Raw genomic sequence first — 18,198 nt, forward strand, 5'->3', positions numbered from 1 at the left:
ATTTTTTTATGCTTCTATTTATAGGAGCATAGATATCTCATTGTGTTTTTATTATCGAAAAAGTTAAGGGTGATTTTAGGTTATTACCAACAGGACTTTATTTTTTATTTCACTCTTATTGTATAAGAAGGATATTTCATGGCTTTTTTCCTAACTAAAAAGCAAGGGAAGATTATAGCTGCTATTTTGATTTTTATTGCCATAGGCTTATTTTTTTTCTGGCCGAAAGAGCATTTACCTAGTTATCAAACACAAAAAATTACTCGTGGGGAGCTTTCCAAAGAAGTCACAGCAACGGGCAAATTAGATGCGGTACGTAAAGTCGATGTTGGTGCGCAGGTGAGTGGTCAGCTACAAACCTTATATGTAAAAGAAGGGGATGTAGTAAAAAAAGGCGATCTGCTGGCGATTATTGATCCGAAAAAAGCACAAAATGAGGTCGCGGAATCTCAAGAAACTAATAATGAACTGACGGCTAATTTACAGCAAGCTAAAGCCGAATTACGTTTGGCGCAATTGACTTATCAACGTCAATTAAAGCTGATTGGCACACATGTTATAGCCCAAGAAGAGCTTGATCGCACTAAAACAGACGTTGAAGTCAAAAAAGCCCGAGTGGCGACTTATGAAGCACAAATTAGAAAAAATCAGGCAACACTGGATACCGCAAGAACTAATTTGCAATATACCCGTATTACTGCGCCGATGGATGGTGTGGTCACTTTTATCAAAACCCTTGAAGGGCAGACAGTCATTGCAGCTCAAGAAGCACCAACCATATTAACATTAGCTGATTTAGATACCATGTTAGTAAAAGCCGAAGTTTCTGAGGCAGATGTTATCTATTTAAAACCTGATCTCAAAGCCTCTTTTACTGTATTAGGAGCACCAGATAAAGCCTTCAATGGTAAGTTAAAAGATATTTTACCCACACCTGAAAAAATCAATGATGCGATTTTTTACTATGCACGTTTTGAAGTCCCCAATGAACAACATTTGTTGCGTTTACAAATGACAGCACAAGTTAAAATTCTCCTTGAGCATAAAAAAGATATTCTCTTAGTGCCATTATCAGCATTAGGGGAGGATGTGGGCATAAATGAATATCAAGTAGAGGTTCTCGTCAATGGGCAGCCTGAAAAACGCGTAGTTAAAATCGGTATTCGTACAGATGTTTATGCAGAAGTCATTAGTGGATTAAATGAAAATGATGACGTGATCCTCGGTGAGATTGCAGGAGAGTCATAATGTCTGCATTACTAGAGCTCAACAACGTAAGCCGTTTATATACCAATGGTGAAGAAGACACGGTGGTACTAGATCAGATTTCACTGACGATTAATGCTGGGGAAATGGTCGCGATTATTGGTGCGTCAGGCTCTGGGAAATCAACGCTAATGAACATATTAGGTTGCCTAGATAAGCCAAGCAGCGGTGAATATAAAGTGGCTGGGCAATGTGTGGCAGATATGGAAAGTGACCAACTGGCTGCGCTACGTCGCGAACATTTTGGCTTTATTTTTCAACGCTACCATTTGATGGCGCATTTAACTGCTGAGCAAAATGTGGAGATCCCCGCCATATATGCAGGTAAAAGTACAGAGCAAAGAAAAGAGCGCGCCCGTGCGCTATTAACTCGCCTTGGTTTAGCAGAGCGTATTCACTATCGACCAAGTCAGCTTTCCGGAGGTCAACAGCAAAGAGTCAGTATTGCCCGCGCATTAATGAATGGTGGAGAAGTGATCCTCGCCGATGAGCCAACGGGGGCATTAGATAGCCAATCGGGTAAAGAGGTAATGGCTATCTTAAAGCAATTAAATCAACAAGGGCATACGGTGATTATTGTCACTCACGATCCATTAATTGCCCAACAAGCCGATCGTATTATTGAAATTAAAGATGGTCAAATTATTAGCGATAATAATAATCACCATTCTGCACCAGTGAAAAAGGTACCACCTGCGATCCAAACCGCCTCTTATTTTCAGCAAGTCATTGGACGTTTTACGCAGGCATTAAACATGGCTTGGCGAGCAATGGTGGTGAATAAAATTCGTACCTTGCTGACAATGTTGGGGATCATTATTGGCATTGCCTCTGTTGTCACCATTATTGTTATTGGTGATGCTGCCAAAGATAGGGTCTTAGCAGATATAAAAGCGATTGGCGCCAATACCATTGATATCTATCCGGGTAAGGAGCTTGGTAGTGATTCACCAGAAGATAAACAATCCTTAACCATTCAAGATGTTGATGCGTTAAAACAGCAATCTTATATACAATCAGTGACACCACAGATTTACTTTAGCTCTCGATTACGTCGTGGTAATCAAGATGCGCCGGCAACAGTTTCTGGTGTTAACGAGGATTATTTTTCAGTGTATGCGTTGAAATTTGCACAGGGGAGCACTTTTACGCCTGATATGATCCATCGCCAAGCGCAAGTAGTCGTTATTGATGAAAATACTCGTCATCGTTTTTTCCCGAATAAACAAGCGGTGATTGGCGAGCAAATTATTATTCGTAATATTCCTTCTACTATCATAGGTGTGGTTGCAGAGCAAAAATCCACTTTTGGTGATAATAAGTCATTACGTGTCTGGGTGCCTTACAGTACGCTAAGTAGTCGAATTTATAATCGTAGTTATTTAGATAACATCACGGTAAAAGTAAAAGAGGACTATGATGCGAGTGTTGCTGAGCAACAAATTCTCCGCTTATTAACGATCCGGCATGGTAAAAAAGATATTTTTACTTATAACATTGATAGCTTTATTAAAGCGGCTGAAAAAACCACGCAAACTATGCAACTGTTTTTAACCTTGGTAGCGGTTATTTCGCTGGTGGTAGGGGGGATTGGCGTGATGAATATCATGTTGGTTTCTGTTACGGAAAGGACTCGGGAAATTGGTATTCGTATGGCGGTAGGCGCACGAGCCAGTGATGTTATGCAACAATTTTTAATTGAGTCAGTACTGGTGTGTTTGGTGGGAGGATTATTAGGTATTAGCCTTTCATTTGCGATTGCTATGTTTGCCAGCATGATGCTACCCAATTGGCATTTTGTGTTCCAGCCCACGGCACTGATAAGTGCTTTTGCTTGCTCTACAGCAATTGGGGTTATTTTTGGTTTTTTACCAGCGAGAAATGCGGCCAAAATGAACCCTATTGATGCCTTAGCGAGAGAGTAAAATAGCGGTAGTCTATAAAAGATCAAAAGCCCTATCTTTCAAAAGATAAGGGCTTTTATTGGTATGATAATGTGAGCGTCATTTTCTGTTTAAAGTGTGAAAATGGACGAAATAAGGAGCGAGAGCGGATAAAATATTATCCACATCATACTTACTTAACCATTATTCGATAATAGGAATGATAAGATCAGCATGCTCCCCTTTAGGTCCTTTTATTGTGCTATAATTAACTTTCTGACCCGCTTTCAGTGTGCGGTAGCCTTCCATTCTTATTGATGAATAATGGGCAAAAATATCTTCGCCACCTGCGGCAGGGGTAATGAAACCAAAACCCTTAGCGTTGTTAAACCACTTAACTGTACCTGTCTCCATACTTAGCTTCTCTCATATACTTGTCTTTATTTACTTAACATTACTTTCAGTATATTTACTGAGCTGTTCATAAAACATACTCTAATTAATTGTTTCAATCGTCAAGGGGGAGATGAGCAAGAAAATGTTCCGAGTAGGTGAAACTTTGATGTAGCTAACGCTTTGTTATTTATTTTGGTAGAAAAAGAGTTAATAAAAAACCGTTGATAGGCAGACTTTCCTATGAGATGGTAAACTGAATGTCATAGTGAGTCGTGACGTTTAACAAACCAATGAGTAACACATAACAATGGGTCAGTTTGATTTTTTAACAGAAACTACACTAGGGGAGAAGGTCTCTCAGTTAAATGAGCCACCTGCGATGTATAAGGTGATCTTGAATAATGATGATTACACCCCCATGGATTTTGTTGTAGAAGTATTAACAATGTATTTTTTTCTTAACGAAGAAAAAGCCACACAAATTATGTTGGACGTTCATCATAAAGGGAAGGGAGTGTGTGGTGTCTATAGTGCGGATATCGCTGAAACTAAAGTTGCACAAGTGAATCAATACGCCAGAGAGAATGGCCATCCACTTTTGTGTACACTGGAAAAAGCGTAGTCCGGTGAGTCTTTTAAGGAGGAGGTGCTTATGCTTAATCACGAATTAGAGCTTAGTCTTAACATTGCATTCGCGAAAGCCCGTGATAACAGACACGAATTTATGACTGTAGAGCACCTGTTGCTGGCGCTATTAAGTAACAAATCGGCGCGTGAAGCATTGGAAGCTTGTAAAGTCGATTTAGCAGTCTTACGCGAAGAGCTTGAAATCTTTATTCGTAAAACGACACCTATTTTACCCGAGCATGTCGATAGAGAAACACAGCCAACCTTGAGTTTTCAACGTGTATTACAACGTGCTGTGTTCCATGTGCAATCTTCAGGTAAAAATGAAGTTTCCGGTGCCAATGTGCTAGTGGCGATTTTTAGTGAGCAAGAGTCTCACGCCGCTTATCTACTACGTAAACATGATGTTAGCCGTCTTGATGTGGTTAATTTTATCTCTCATGGCATTTTAAAAGATGATCAACAAAACAGTGATGATCAGTCTGATATGGGCGATATAAATGCACAATCTCAACAAGAGATGCCACAAGGCGATGATCGCATGGATAATTTTACCACTAACTTAAACCAGTTGGCGCGTCAGGGTAAAATTGATCCACTTATCGGCCGTCAAGCGGAATTAGAAAGAACGATACAAGTCTTATGTCGTCGACGTAAAAATAACCCATTACTGGTCGGTGAATCGGGTGTCGGTAAAACGGCAATTGCAGAAGGGCTCGCATGGCGTATTGAACAAAATGATGTGCCTGATGTGATGAAAGGCTGCACGCTCTATTCTCTTGATATTGGATCTTTATTAGCAGGAACCAAATATCGTGGTGATTTCGAAAAACGCTTTAAAGCGTTATTGAAAACACTTGAAAAAGATGAAAAAAGTATCTTATTTATCGATGAAATTCATACCATCATTGGTGCTGGTGCCGCCTCTGGTGGACAAGTTGATGCCGCTAACTTAATTAAACCACTATTATCAAGTGGTCGTATTCGTGTGATTGGTTCAACCACTTATCAAGAATTTAGTCAGATCTTTGAAAAAGATCGCGCCTTGGCTCGTCGTTTCCAAAAAATTGATGTAATTGAGCCTTCGGCAGATGAAACCGTATTGATTATTAAGGGATTGCGTCAGAAGTATGAAGCACATCACGATGTGCGTTATACCAATAAGGCAATTCAGGCAGCTGTTGATTTATCGGTTAAATACATTACTGATAGACACCTTCCTGATAAAGCCATTGATGTTATTGATGAAGCCGGTGCGAAAACCCGTTTAATTGCACCAAGTAAACGTAAAAAGACGATTAATGTCTCTGATATTGAATCGGTAGTAGCAAAAATTGCCCGCATTCCAGAAAAAACGGTTTCTAGCAGTGATAAGTCAATGCTAAAAAATCTGGATAACCAATTAAAAATGTTGGTGTTCGGTCAAGATCAAGCTATTCATGCCTTGGCTGAATCTATCAAAATGAGCCGAGCAGGTTTAGGGCAAGAGAATAAGCCGGTTGGCTCTTTCTTATTCGCCGGACCTACTGGGGTGGGTAAAACAGAAGTAACGGTCCAGTTGGCGAAAGCGCTTAATATTAAGCTACTGCGCTTTGATATGTCTGAATATATGGAACGACATACGGTAAGTCGTTTAATTGGGGCACCTCCTGGTTATGTTGGTTTTGATCAAGGTGGATTACTCACAGATGCGGTGATTAAAAACCCTTATTCTGTAGTGTTACTTGATGAGATTGAAAAAGCACATCCCGATGTGTTTAACATTCTGCTACAAGTGATGGATAACGGAACACTTACTGATAATAATGGCCGTAAAGCTGATTTTCGTAATGTGATTTTGGTGATGACAACCAATGCGGGTGTTCATGAAACGCAACGTAAATCGATAGGGTTTACTGAACAAGATCATAGCACTGATGCCATGGTTGAAATCAAAAAAGCGTTTTCCCCAGAGTTTCGTAACCGTTTAGATGGCATTATTTGGTTTAATGCGCTATCAGCCGATATTATTGCTATGGTGGTTGATAAATTTATTGTCGAGTTACAAGCTCAATTGGATGATAAAGGGGTATCGCTAGAGGTAAGTCAAGAAGCTCGCCAATGGTTAAGTGATAAAGGTTACGATAAAGCAATGGGAGCAAGACCTATGGCGCGCGTAATTCAAGAAAATCTGAAAAAACCATTAGCCAATGAAATTCTGTTTGGCTCGTTAGTTAATGGCGGCTCGGTTTCTGTGACCTTAAATGACCAAGAAAATAAATTACAGTACCAATTTACTAGCCAAGAAAAATTGGCTAAAAAAGAAGATACCGTTATTTAATAATAGCGGTTTATCTTAGGCTAAAAAGCAGACACCACAGGTCAGCATCAATTCATGCTTTGCCTGTGGTGTTTTTTTTCACCCGAAATGATGATATTGCGGGAGAGAATGGATTGGGATCAACGGCTACGGAAGATGATACGGCCTTTGCTCAGGTCATATGGGGTCAGCTCAACGGTAACCTTGTCGCCTGTCAGGATACGAATATAGTTTTTACGCATTTTTCCTGAAATATGAGCGGTAACGACGTGTCCGTTTTCTAATTCTACACGGAACATCGTGTTTGGCAGAGTATCCAGTACAGTGCCTTGCATTTCAATGTTGTCTTCTTTGGCCATCTAATCCTCTAAGTTTTAATAACCATATTTTTTAAACGGCAAGATAATGCCGAAAATATTGTCCTATGTAAAGGAATGTTATTGGTTAACAAAGATGTTTGCTTTGCTAACAAGTTAATATTCCTTACCGTTACTTGTGTTTTAGTTGCTGAAAAACAAGGTTAATAACACAAGTCATAATTCTTTATTGTGCGGTATTTATTGCAATAAAATAACAACATCCAAACCACACTTTGGATGTGCAAGATGAATTTTTGTATAGACCACAGCAGTGAAATTCTATTTAAAATCTGATGGGCTTTACAAAAACGAGTGGTGATTATAATTCCAACGATTGCTGATACCAACACTTTTTATCAATAATCACCTTTTTCCAACGAGATAGCGCCTCTAAATAGCGATCTCTGGCAATTTCTATCGCACCTAATGCTGCCGTATGAGAGTTTAACACTTGGCAATCAAATAGTTGACCCCCATAACGCAGAAAATGGTTATAAAAAGCAACAAAGGCACATTTAGAAGCATTATTTCGACGACTAAACATTGATTCACCGCAGAAAACGGCACCAACGTTAACCCCATATAAACCACCGACCAATTCGTCGCCCTCCCAAACTTCTACCGAATGGGCTTCTCCTTGTTGGTGCAATGCCCGATAGCCGTTTTTTATATCAGGGCCTATCCAAGTTCCCTCATCACGTACACTACAGGCCTCAATGACATCAGAGAATGCCTGATTTAAGGTGATGGTATAAGGCGCTTGGCGTAAAAACTTACGTAACGTACGACCAATATGCAATGTTCCTGCGGGTAAGACGGCTCGGGGATCGGGTGACCACCATAACGGCGTTTCATGAGGTGTATACCAAGGGAAAATCCCCGTTTGATAAGCCTCTTTCAAACGAGCAGGGGAAATATCGCCACCAATTGCCAATAACCCACTTGGCTCTTTTAAAGCCAAATGGGGGGCAGGAAAAGTCACATCGTGTTCATCTAATTGAAACAACGGCATATTACGCCTCATCATGTGGCATTAACAATGCTTGTCTTTGATGAAATTTAGCATACTGACCTTGCTGTTGTAATAACTGACGATGCGTGCCGGTTTCGACAATGTGACCGCCATCCATCACACAAATTTTATCCATTTTATCTAACCCAGAAAGCCGGTGGGTGATCATTAATACCGCTTTGCCTTGGCAATGTTGCTGTAATAGCGCGAGGATCTGTTGCTCTGTATCTGCATCAAGACCTTCTGTTGGCTCATCAAGTAAAATAAGTGGTGCATTATGGAGTATGGCTCTTGCCAGCCCTAAACGTCGTTGTTCGCCTCCAGAAAGCTGTCTTCCACCATCACCCATCCATGCATTTAAACCTTCATCATTTTCGACCAGTTGTTCAAGACCAACTTGGCGTAGAACATGAGTAAGCTCTTCATCTGTCGCATCTTCTTTTGCCATAATTAAGTTCTCTCTTAAAGTATGGCTAAAAACATGCACACGTTGAGGTACAACAGACATCATTGAACGTAATGTCGCTTCATCATAATCAGCAAGAGATAAATGATTTAATGTGATCACGCCCTGAGAGGGATCGAACGCGCGATTGACTAATTGTAAGAGTGTTGATTTACCACAACCCGTTTTACCCAGTAATGCCACATGTTGTCCTGCTTCAATGGTGAGATCAACATGATTGATCACAGGCATGGGTTGATTAGGATAGGTAAAGCAGACATCCCGTAGTGTTAATGAGGCGCTCGGTTTTATCTCTCCCCCTTGGGCTGGGAAGGTGACATCGGGTTGTTGCTCAATTAAATGCGTAATACGCGTAGCCGATGTCATGACTTGCCCTAAATGTTGAAATGCGACAGTCACCGGGCCGAGCGATTCAAATGCCGCTAATGCACAGAAAGTAAAGAGAGCGATGAGTGCTTCTGGCATAAAGTGGGCATCAATACCATCGGCAGCTAACCATAAAATCAGTGTGGCGGTTAATCCCGAGGCTAAAATCATTAGCGATTGAGATAAACCAGTTAAGTTAGCTTGTTGTGCTTGACGGCGCAGCCAGCGTGCTTCAAGTTGCGCTAAATTTTGTCTAAAGCGGGGAAGGGCGCCAAAAATTGTTAATTCAGCTTGCCCTTGTAACATACTGGTGAGTACGGTGCGATATTGCCCTCTTAGATCTGTGAGATCACGACCAATGGGCTTTCCGGCATAATAAAATACAAAAGGTAATACCACCAGCAGGGTGAGCATAATACCACCTAGCGTATTTGCTAAGCGAGCATCAATAAGCCCAAGCCCAAACATAATGGTCATGATAACCACAAAGGCGGCAATTATCGGTGAGATCACCCGAATATAAAGGTGATCTAAGGTTTCAACATCAGCCACTAAACGGTTAAGTAATTCACCTTGACGAAAACGGGCGATCCCCCCAGGAGAGAGCGGTAAAATTTTCTTAAAAGTGAAAACACGCAAGTGTGAGAGTACACGAAAGGTGGCATCATGACTGACAAGACGCTCAAAATAACGCCCCGCAGTACGAAATATTGCCGCACCTCGTACCCCAGCGGCGGGTAACATATAGTTAAAACTATAAATGCCCGCAAAACCCGCTAATGACGTGCCCGCTAAGAACCAGCCAGAAAGTGTTAAAAGGCCGATACTGGCTAATAATGTTAAAATTGCCAACAAAATACCCAGTAACAGCATAAACCAGTGACGGCGGTATAACGCGAGAAAAGGAAGCAGTACTCTCATGATCAAAGTTCCTCTTTACGATGAGCAAGAAGACGAGCAAAGGCACCATGTTGTTGACTGAGTGACTGATAAGTTCCAGTTTCAATGATTTGCCCTTTTTCCATTACCCAAATCTGATCATATTCCATCGTTTCTTCTAATAAGTGGGTAATTAACAGTGTCGTTTGATGTAATGAAGCTTCATTAAGCGCTTGCATTACACGCTGTTCACTGTGAGAGTCTAAACTTGCTGCTGGCTCATCTAATAATAAAAAGTGACAAGGTGATAAAAGGGCGCGAGCTACCGCAATACGTTGGGCTTGACCAACAGAAAGACGGGCTGCATTATCACCAATAATGGTGTTTAAACCATCCGGTAATTCGTTAATAAAATCATTTACATAAGCTTTTTCAATAGCTTTATTTATCTTCGTTTCACTGGCGTTCGGATCACTTAAACGAATATTATCCAGCAGGGTTTGCTCTGGTAAGTTAGGGTTTTGTCCCACCCAGCTGATACATTGGCGCCATGCCTGTGGAGAGAGTTGAGTTAACTCAACACCATTGACGGTTAACGAGCCACGATAAGGTAAAAAACCTAACAACACATTAAGTAATGAGCTCTTACCTGCGCCACTTTGCCCGACCAGCGCAATACGCTGTTTGGGATGAATGGTAAAGTTAAGAGGGCCTGCCAGTTTGGCTCCTTGATGTGACAAAATTTCTAATTGCTGGGCAACTATTTCAATACCTTGGTCGGTATTAATAGTTTGATTACCCGTAGGTTGGGGCTGTTCACCTTCGGCTTCTAAAAACTCAACCAAGGAGCCAGCTGCACCTACCGCCTGTGCTTTAGCATGATAATAGGTGCCTAAGTCGCGTAATGGTTGGAAAAACTCAGGGGCAAGGATCAGGGCTAAAAAACCAGAAAATAACGTCACGCCTAACCCATAATCACCAAAGCTCAATTCTCCAAGATAGGAAAAACCAAAATAGACCGCGACGACCGCAATGGATACGGCGGTAAAGAATTCCAATACGCCAGAAGAGAGAAATGCCATACGTAGCACTTCCATGGTTCGCTTACGAAAGTCTTCCGTTGCATCCGTTATCTGTTTTACTTCTGCATCACCACGGTTGAATAGGCGCAATGTATCTAAACCACGTAATCTATCAAGGAAGTTGCCACTTAAGCGACCTAAGGCAAGAAAATTACGCCGGTTAGCATCTGCTGCGCCTAAGCCAACTAACGCCATAAATAAAGGAATAAGAGGAGCTGTGACAAAAAGAATTAATCCTGCGGCCCAATTAATAGGAAAAATGGTAATAAGAATAAGCAAAGGTACAATAGAGGCGAGATACATTTGTGGCAGATAACGCGCATAGTAATCTTGCATATCTTCTATTTGTTCTAGAATAATCGTTGCCCAACTTCCTGCGGGCTTGCCTTTGACCCATACAGGGCCTAGCGCTTCAAGTCTATCAAGTACTATTTTGCGAATTTGCTGTCTGACCGCCATACCACAGCGATAGCCTACACGTTCGCGTATCGCCATCACGACAGCGCGTAAAATAAAGATGCTGATAAGGATAAGGAAAGTAGTCGTATGTGTATCACGACTTAGCCCATCCATAATGAACGCTTGTAGTAGAATGGCTAATAACCATGCTTGCGCAATAATTAATAAACCACTGACTACCCCTAAAATCATTGATAGCCGTAACCAATGGCGGGCTGGAGCACTTTGCTGTTTCAGCCATCGAACCAATTCATTTTGTTTAGTTTTATCCATGAGAAAAGATTCAAATCTGCAGGTGAGATACAAAGTATCAAAAACGCCAAGAATAATAATGATTACTCTTTAACGACCAAGCTAGTATGTTACATGGTAAAAGGCGCTACTGAAATAGCGCCTTGAAAGGAAGTGAGGATTTTAGTTAGATTTTAGTGCGTCTAAGTAACGTTCTGCATCTAAAGCAGCCATACAACCTGTACCAGCTGAGGTAATGGCTTGACGATAAATATGATCCATTACATCACCTGCGGCAAAAACACCTTCAATAGATGTTTGGGTAGCATTGCCTTGCGTACCGGATTGAACTTTAATGTAACCGTTATCTAAGGCTAATTGATCTTCAAAAATTGCCGTATTAGGGCTATGACCAATAGCAATAAAGACGCCCATGACCTCTAGCTCTTCGGTTTTATCACTTTTCGTATCTTTTAAGCGCACTTTAGTGACACCCATATCATCACCTAACACTTCATCTAAGGTACGATCGGTATGCAAAATGATATTGCCACTGTTAACTTTGTCCATTAAACGGTCAATTAAGATTTTTTCAGAGCGGAATGAATCGCGGCGGTGGATTAGGTGCACTTCTGAGGCGATATTTGCTAAATACAGTGCTTCTTCTACGGCAGTATTACCGCCACCGACAACAGCAACTTTCTGGTTACGATAGAAAAAGCCATCACAGGTTGCACAGGCAGAAACACCACGGCCTTTAAATGCTTCTTCAGAAGGTAAACCGATATAACGTGCTGATGCCCCTGTTGCAATGATCAAGGCATCACAAGTATATTCTTGTTCATCACCAAATAGGCGGAAAGGTCGGTTTTTCAGATCGACTTTGTTGATATGGTCAGAGATAATCTCGGTATTAAATTTTTCAGCGTGCTGAAACATGCGATCCATTAAACCAGGACCAGTTAATCCTTCAGGGTCGCCAGGCCAGTTTTCAACTTCAGTTGTGGTAGTGAGCTGTCCTCCTTTTTCAACACCCGTAATCAGCACGGGTTCTAGGTTAGCTCGTGCTGCATAAACTGCTGCAGTATAGCCGGCAGGACCTGAACCTAAAATAATAAGTTTGCTATGTTTGATGGTGCTCATGGATACCTCATCTTTGATTAGGCTTGATGCGAATTGAGCGATTGTAGGAGAAATAAGACGTTAAAAAAAGCCAAGAAAGGGAAATAGCGATAATATTTTAACTATTTTAGCAATAGTTAATAGTAATATAGTTTAATAATTATAGAGTTATATTGCGTTAACATCATCGAATTAACCTGAAACATTTTGCTTTACAATTGCTGTTTATCTTGCATATATAGACAATAACATAGCGCCTTGTTCTGATTTTTGCTCATTTGCTTTGACAATCCGCTGTACATTTGCGAAAACATGACTGTAAAAGATAATTATCCTCAGACGTAATAGGTATTATTTTTAGACAGACAGGGCATAGGATAGTGCTTTTGCAAGATGAATAGATAAAAATTTGGATAAAATGATTGTTTTATCTGGCATTAAATAAAAATAGATTGGTAGTTTGCTCTGACCGTTTGATACCGAGGTCTCAATATGATGCTGAAGGTGTACAGGTATGGGTATAGGAAAATAAAGTAAGAGAAAAAGAGAAAGAGAGTATAGAGATGATTGATAATAAAAAACGTCCGGGTAAAGATCTTGATAGAATAGACCGGAATATTCTAAATGAGCTTCAGAAAGATGGTCGTATCTCAAACGTTGAGCTGTCTAAACGCGTTGGTTTATCACCAACCCCATGTTTAGAGCGTGTACGCCGATTAGAACGCCAAGGATTTATTTCTGGTTATACTGCGCTATTAAACCCTCATTACCTAGATGCATCTCTGTTGGTATTTGTGGAAATCACATTAAACCGTGGTGCACCAGATGTCTTTGAACAATTTAATATGGCTGTTCAAAAACTTGAAGAGATCCAAGAATGTCATTTAGTTTCTGGTGACTTTGACTATCTGTTGAAAACTCGTGTACCTGATATGTCTGCTTATCGTAAATTATTAGGCGAAACGCTATTACGTCTTCCTGGTGTAAACGACACCCGCACTTATGTGGTGATGGAAGAAGTAAAACAAAGCAATCGCCTAGTGATTAAAACACGCTAAGCCTGCTAATAGGTTAGTGCAAAACAGGATAAAGTTAGGTACACTCCTGTTTATGTATACAGTTTCAACGCTGGGTTATCTCAGCGTTGTTCCGTTTAAACCTTAAGTGAAACCTGGAGAGCCCTCTTTGAGCCAGGAATATACAGAAGATAAAAATATTCGTTTTACTAAGATAAGTAACCGCCGTCGTATTTGGGAAGCCCTTCTTATTTTGATAGGCATTGGTGCTATCTTTTTAATGATTTCTTTACTGAGCTTCCATCCAGCCGATCCGAGTTGGTCACAAACCACGTGGAATGAACCTATTCAAAACTTAGGTGGCAATATTGGTGCATGGCTTGCTGATATCCTTTTTTCAGCATTTGGCTTGCTTGCTTATGCAATCCCTATTGTGGTGGTATTTGGTTGCTGGAATGCATTACGTCATCAAAAAAATCGTGAATACACAGATTTTTTCTCCCTTGCATTACGTACAATTGGTGCCTTGGCTCTGGTTCTTACATCTTGTGCGTTAGCTGATCTTAATTTTGATGATATCTACAATTTTAGCTCTGGTGGGGTGATTGGTAGCTTATTTAGCAAGGCATTGCTACCTTGGTTTAATATGCTAGGTGCAACACTGGCGCTACTATCAGTATGGGCGATAGGCTTTACGCTATTTACTGGCTGGTCATGGCTGACGATTACCGAAAAGATTGGTGCGGTTATCTTAGGTGCGGTTGCTTTTATTACTAATCGTGGTCAAAAAGATATTGATTATGATGATTATGAAGAACCCGCCGATCCTGCTCAGGCAGATCCTGAGGCGCTGGTGGATAACAACACCCAGCCAGAACATCAACTTTCTGCGCAAATAGAACCAGATAGTGATGATATTCTCTTTTCTGCACCTTCCGCCCTTGAGTTAGCGCGTCAGCAAGAAATGGCGATCACGCCACAACATGATGATATAACTGAAACTTCAGAAGTTGCTAGCGGATCTGCAACCCCAACGATTTCAGCCACAGAGACAGTTATCGCTGAGGCGCACGAGAGCAAAGAGCGGGCAGAGCATATTGTTGATAATCAACAACCGACGCATGCCACAACCCATGATGCAGAAGTAACACCGCCATCCATTATGGCTACTCATGACGCTAGCCCAGTCACTGAGCCTGAACCTGAACACTATCGCTTTGAAATACCATCGGCATTTCTTAAGCAACAAGCGCATTCCTCTGATTCTATGGCAGACAATAGTGTCGTGACAGAAGAAGTACCGACAACCATGCCATTGACGGAAAACAAACCTATTGAGACAAACGAAGCGCCAATTGTCTCGCAAAAAACAGCGGCGGATAATAGCGACCATAGTGCATCACTATTTACGCCATCTGCTACATCAGCTACATCAACAGATAGCAATTCAGCTTCATTAACTCAAACAGCCGCCGGTGTTGCCAGTGTGGCAACAGCAGCAATAGTCAGTCACGGTGCACAAGTTAAACAAGGATTAGGGCCTGAATTACCTCGACCAAATCCTGTACGATTACCAACGCGTCGAGAGCTTTATGGTATTCGTATCCCATCACAACGTGAGGCGGAATTACGCCGCCGTGAAGAAGCGCTTCAACAAGATCATGAAGACGATTTAGCGGATATACAAGAGCAGGCTAATTTCGAACAATCGTTACGTCAGCAATTTCTTGAGCAACAACGTGAGCGCTATGGTGAGGATACATCAGCAACACAAAATGTTGAGCCAACCATCACGATGTCATCAGCGACATCTAGCTCGCAGTCAACATATGACGAGTATGACGAGTCTGATAATCAACCTTTCATTGATACCCATACCTTTTCTGCGCAAGAAACAGAAGAGGAGAGTGATGAGTATGAGCAACACCTCGCTGAGCAGTTTAAGCAACAACTGCAAGAACGCTACGGTGAGGATGTTTTACAGGATGAAGATGACGAGGTATTGCCATCAGTCACGACTGGAGCATCCGAAACGCCAGTCTCGGCACAAGGGTATCATCCCCATATTCAGCACTCTTTTGCGTCTCAATCTACCCCTGTTACTCAACAGACTGATAACAGCACTCTTTATCCTAACAGTGATGCATTCTTACAAGTATCACCTCGTGATGATGAAGAAGAGGAATACACACCGACTATCGAGTTACAAGAAAATCTTGATGCATTAGGCTCGTTATCACCGGTGGATGATTTGTTAGATGAAGAGCCTGCAGAGCCTGTTTTTACGCCGATGGTAACCCCTGCAGAGCCAGTATCTTCTGTATCTTCTGTAGGGCAAACACCTATTGAGCCTCAAGCACAGATGGCTCAACATTTTGCACAGCAACAGCAACAGCAACAGCAACAGCAACAGCAACAGCAACAGCAACAGCAACAGCAACAGCAACAGCAACAGCAACAGCAACAGCAACAGTCATTAATTCATCCGTTATTAATGCGCAATGATAGGCCGTTACAAAAACCAACAACACCAATGCCATCACTTGACTTATTAACCTCTCCTCCTATGGATGATGAACCTGTTGATATGTTTGAGCTTGAGCGTATTGGTAAGTTAATTGAAGCGCGTTTAAATGACTACCGTGTTAAAGCAAAAGTGGTTGGTATTTCACCGGGCCCGGTGATCACCCGTTTTGAGCTAGAGCTAGCGCCTGGTGTAAAAGCTGCACGTATTTCAAATCTATCCCGCGACTTAGCACGTTCACTTTCCACGACGGCAGTGCGTATTGTTGAAGTTATACCGGGCAAACCTTATGTTGGGCTTGAGTTACCAAACAAAAAACGCCAAACCGTCTATATGCGTGAACTATTAGATAGTGATGCATTCCGTGACAGTCGTTCACCATTAACTGTGGTATTAGGGAAAGATATCGGTGGGCAACCTGTGGTTGCTAACTTGGCTAAAATGCCTCACTTACTGGTTGCAGGTACTACAGGTTCGGGTAAATCTGTTGGGGTGAATGCGATGATCATCAGCATTCTCTATAAAGCGAAGCCAGAAGATGTACGCTTTATTATGATTGACCCGAAAATGTTGGAATTATCGGTTTATGAAGGTATTCCGCATCTGTTAACCGAAGTGGTGACAGATATGAAAGATGCTGCGAGTGCTTTGCGCTGGAGTGTCGCAGAAATGGAACGCCGTTATAAATTAATGTCCGCATTAGGGGTACGTAACCTTGCGGGCTATAACGAAAAAATTAAAGAAGCGGAAGCCATGGGGCGTCCAATTCCAGATCCACTATGGAAACCTTCTGACAGCATGGCACCTGAGTTGCCTATGTTAGAAAAAGAGCCTTATATTGTTGTCATCGTCGATGAGTTTGCTGATCTAATGATGACCGCGGGTAAAAAAGTGGAAGAATTAATTGCTCGCTTAGCACAGAAAGCACGTGCGGCGGGAATTCACTTAGTATTAGCCACTCAGCGCCCTTCAGTGGATATTATTACTGGTTTAATTAAAGCGAATATTCCAAGTCGCATCGCATTTACCGTATCGAGTAAAATCGACTCGCGCACTATTTTAGACCAAGGTGGTGCCGAATCCTTGTTAGGTATGGGTGATATGCTTTATGCCCCTAATGGCTATATGCCAGAGCGTGTACATGGTGCATTTGTCAGCGATGATGAAGTACATGCGGTTGCAACAGACTGGAAAGCACGTGGCCGACCTCAATATATTGAAGCCATTACCAAATGTGGTGAAGAAGGCGAAGGTGGCAATGGTGGTGGTTATGATGATGGTGAAGAGCTTGATCCGCTATTTGATCAGGCCGTAGAATTTGTGGTTGAAAAACAGCGAGTCTCCATTTCCGGTGTACAGCGTCAATTTAGAATAGGCTATAACCGTGCAGCCAGAATTGTTGAACAGATGGAGATGCAGGGTATTGTCAGTGCACCTAATCACAATAATACGCGTGATGTATTATCACCACCGCCAGCAGAAATGTAAGATCTTGAAAACAGAGTTATCAGCGCTTAAATCAGCATGATAATCTAATAATTATCACTATAACTTATACGCCGACATGATGTCGGCGTAATCTCAGTCAGAGGCGTGTTGAATGAAAAAAGTATTACTCACAGTCTGTGCTATCGCGTTGTTTGGTAGCCAAGCCGCTTGGGCGGATGCTCGTCAAGACTTACAACAACGTCTTAATAAAGTGAATAGCTTTCAGGCTAACTTTAGTCAAACGGTGACCAGTAACGAAGGTGCGTTAATTCAAAAAGGGGAAGGACATTTAAAAGTACAGCGTCCTGATCTGTTTAATTGGCAAATGACGGCACCGGATGAGAGCACACTAATTTCTGATGGTAAAACATTGTGGTTTTATAACCCATTTGTCGAACAAGTGACGGCAACTTGGTTAGAGAGTGCCACAACGAATACCCCTTTTATGTTGATTGCGCGTAATGATAGTAAAGAATGGCAAAATTACGATGTTAAGCAAAATGGTGATCGCTTTGAATTAACCCCTAAAACAGAGAACAATTTAAAGCACTTTTCTATTACCGTTTCACCTAATGGTCAAATCCAACAATTTGCGGCTACAGAGCAAGATGGGCAAGTCAGCCAATACCAATTAACGGCACAAAAGGTCGCCCCCATTGATGCATCAGCGTTCCGCTTTACACCACCCGCGGGTGTGACGGTGGATGACCAACGCTAGTGAGG

Annotated in this window: 13 protein-coding genes; 7 read left to right on the forward strand and 6 right to left on the reverse strand. The window is 41.7% G+C overall.

The genetic code is table 11. The features are described 5' to 3' along the window. The first annotated feature begins 138 nt into the window (after window positions 1-138). A complete protein-coding gene (gene macA, locus ACYUCW_RS02930; RefSeq protein WP_004244555.1) occupies window positions 139-1,248 on the forward strand; it encodes a macrolide transporter subunit MacA in 1,110 nt (369 codons plus the stop codon). Then, window positions 1,248-3,191 (forward strand): macrolide ABC transporter ATP-binding protein/permease MacB, encoded by a 1,944-nt coding sequence (macB, locus tag ACYUCW_RS02935; protein ID WP_049203580.1) that lies wholly within the window; start codon window positions 1,248-1,250, stop codon window positions 3,189-3,191. Before macA ends, macB begins: the two co-directional genes overlap by 1 nt. Window positions 3,192-3,353: 162 nt before the next feature. Here macB and cspD read toward each other — a convergent pair whose 3' ends face one another. Further along, window positions 3,354-3,563, reverse strand: coding sequence for a cold shock domain-containing protein CspD (gene cspD / locus ACYUCW_RS02940; RefSeq protein WP_049203582.1), 210 nt, complete (start codon window positions 3,561-3,563; stop codon window positions 3,354-3,356). A 289-nt stretch (window positions 3,564-3,852) separates the two neighbouring features. Between cspD and clpS the strand changes: the two genes are divergently transcribed. Together clpS and clpA are read left to right on the forward strand one after the other, a co-directional pair. Further along, complete coding sequence (gene clpS / locus ACYUCW_RS02945; protein WP_004244558.1) at window positions 3,853-4,167, forward strand: ATP-dependent Clp protease adapter ClpS; 315 nt, start codon at window positions 3,853-3,855, stop codon at window positions 4,165-4,167. Window positions 4,168-4,197: 30 nt separating this feature from the next. Then, window positions 4,198-6,492, forward strand: a complete 2,295-nt coding sequence (clpA, locus tag ACYUCW_RS02950) for an ATP-dependent Clp protease ATP-binding subunit ClpA (RefSeq protein ID WP_004244559.1) — start codon at window positions 4,198-4,200, stop codon at window positions 6,490-6,492. 119 nt (window positions 6,493-6,611) lie between these two features. Here the strand turns inward: clpA and infA are convergent, their stop codons facing one another. From infA to trxB, 5 genes are all read right to left on the reverse strand, one after another. Next, on the reverse strand, window positions 6,612-6,830 hold the full coding sequence (gene infA / locus ACYUCW_RS02955; protein WP_004244560.1) for a translation initiation factor IF-1: 219 nt from the start codon (window positions 6,828-6,830) through the stop codon (window positions 6,612-6,614). 319 nt (window positions 6,831-7,149) lie between these two features. Then, window positions 7,150-7,842, reverse strand: a complete 693-nt coding sequence (aat, locus tag ACYUCW_RS02960; RefSeq protein ID WP_049203584.1) for a leucyl/phenylalanyl-tRNA--protein transferase — start codon at window positions 7,840-7,842, stop codon at window positions 7,150-7,152. A 1-nt stretch (window position 7,843) separates the two neighbouring features. Next, window positions 7,844-9,595, reverse strand: coding sequence for a heme ABC transporter ATP-binding protein/permease CydC (gene cydC / locus ACYUCW_RS02965; RefSeq protein ID WP_004244562.1), 1,752 nt, complete (start codon window positions 9,593-9,595; stop codon window positions 7,844-7,846). A 2-nt stretch (window positions 9,596-9,597) separates the two neighbouring features. Continuing rightward, entirely contained in the window at window positions 9,598-11,367 is a 1,770-nt protein-coding gene (gene cydD / locus ACYUCW_RS02970) for a heme ABC transporter permease/ATP-binding protein CydD (protein WP_460408193.1), read from the reverse strand. 141 nt (window positions 11,368-11,508) lie between these two features. Then, a complete protein-coding gene (trxB, locus tag ACYUCW_RS02975; protein ID WP_004252032.1) occupies window positions 11,509-12,468 on the reverse strand; it encodes a thioredoxin-disulfide reductase in 960 nt (319 codons plus the stop codon). 542 nt (window positions 12,469-13,010) lie between these two features. Between trxB and lrp the strand changes: the two genes are divergently transcribed. The 3 genes from lrp to lolA all read left to right on the forward strand — a co-directional run bounded on the left by lrp (window position 13,011) and on the right by lolA (window position 18,193). Next, window positions 13,011-13,505 carry a leucine-responsive transcriptional regulator Lrp gene (gene lrp / locus ACYUCW_RS02980; RefSeq protein ID WP_004244566.1) on the forward strand — a complete coding sequence of 165 codons (495 nt, stop codon included), beginning with the start codon at window positions 13,011-13,013 and terminating at the stop codon, window positions 13,503-13,505. Window positions 13,506-13,611: 106 nt separating this feature from the next. Next, window positions 13,612-17,475, forward strand: coding sequence for a DNA translocase FtsK 4TM domain-containing protein (locus ACYUCW_RS02985; protein WP_460408194.1), 3,864 nt, complete (start codon window positions 13,612-13,614; stop codon window positions 17,473-17,475). A 112-nt stretch (window positions 17,476-17,587) separates the two neighbouring features. Beyond that, on the forward strand, window positions 17,588-18,193 hold the full coding sequence (gene lolA / locus ACYUCW_RS02990; RefSeq protein WP_004244569.1) for an outer membrane lipoprotein chaperone LolA: 606 nt from the start codon (window positions 17,588-17,590) through the stop codon (window positions 18,191-18,193). Window positions 18,194-18,198 lie beyond the last annotated feature (5 nt).

Source organism: Proteus sp. MB838 (assembly GCF_054767435.1).

Coding starts and splice junctions, on each gene's coding strand:
- macA (WP_004244555.1), top strand. CDS start 139: ATGGCTTTTTTCCTAACTAAAAAGCAAGGGAAGATTATAGCTGCTATT.
- macB (WP_049203580.1), top strand. CDS start 1,248: ATGTCTGCATTACTAGAGCTCAACAACGTAAGCCGTTTATATACCAAT.
- cspD (WP_049203582.1), bottom strand. CDS start 3,563: ATGGAGACAGGTACAGTTAAGTGGTTTAACAACGCTAAGGGTTTTGGT.
- clpS (WP_004244558.1), top strand. CDS start 3,853: ATGGGTCAGTTTGATTTTTTAACAGAAACTACACTAGGGGAGAAGGTC.
- clpA (WP_004244559.1), top strand. CDS start 4,198: ATGCTTAATCACGAATTAGAGCTTAGTCTTAACATTGCATTCGCGAAA.
- infA (WP_004244560.1), bottom strand. CDS start 6,830: ATGGCCAAAGAAGACAACATTGAAATGCAAGGCACTGTACTGGATACT.
- aat (WP_049203584.1), bottom strand. CDS start 7,842: ATGCCGTTGTTTCAATTAGATGAACACGATGTGACTTTTCCTGCCCCC.
- cydC (WP_004244562.1), bottom strand. CDS start 9,595: ATGAGAGTACTGCTTCCTTTTCTCGCGTTATACCGCCGTCACTGGTTT.
- cydD (WP_460408193.1), bottom strand. CDS start 11,367: ATGGATAAAACTAAACAAAATGAATTGGTTCGATGGCTGAAACAGCAA.
- trxB (WP_004252032.1), bottom strand. CDS start 12,468: ATGAGCACCATCAAACATAGCAAACTTATTATTTTAGGTTCAGGTCCT.
- lrp (WP_004244566.1), top strand. CDS start 13,011: ATGATTGATAATAAAAAACGTCCGGGTAAAGATCTTGATAGAATAGAC.
- lolA (WP_004244569.1), top strand. CDS start 17,588: ATGAAAAAAGTATTACTCACAGTCTGTGCTATCGCGTTGTTTGGTAGC.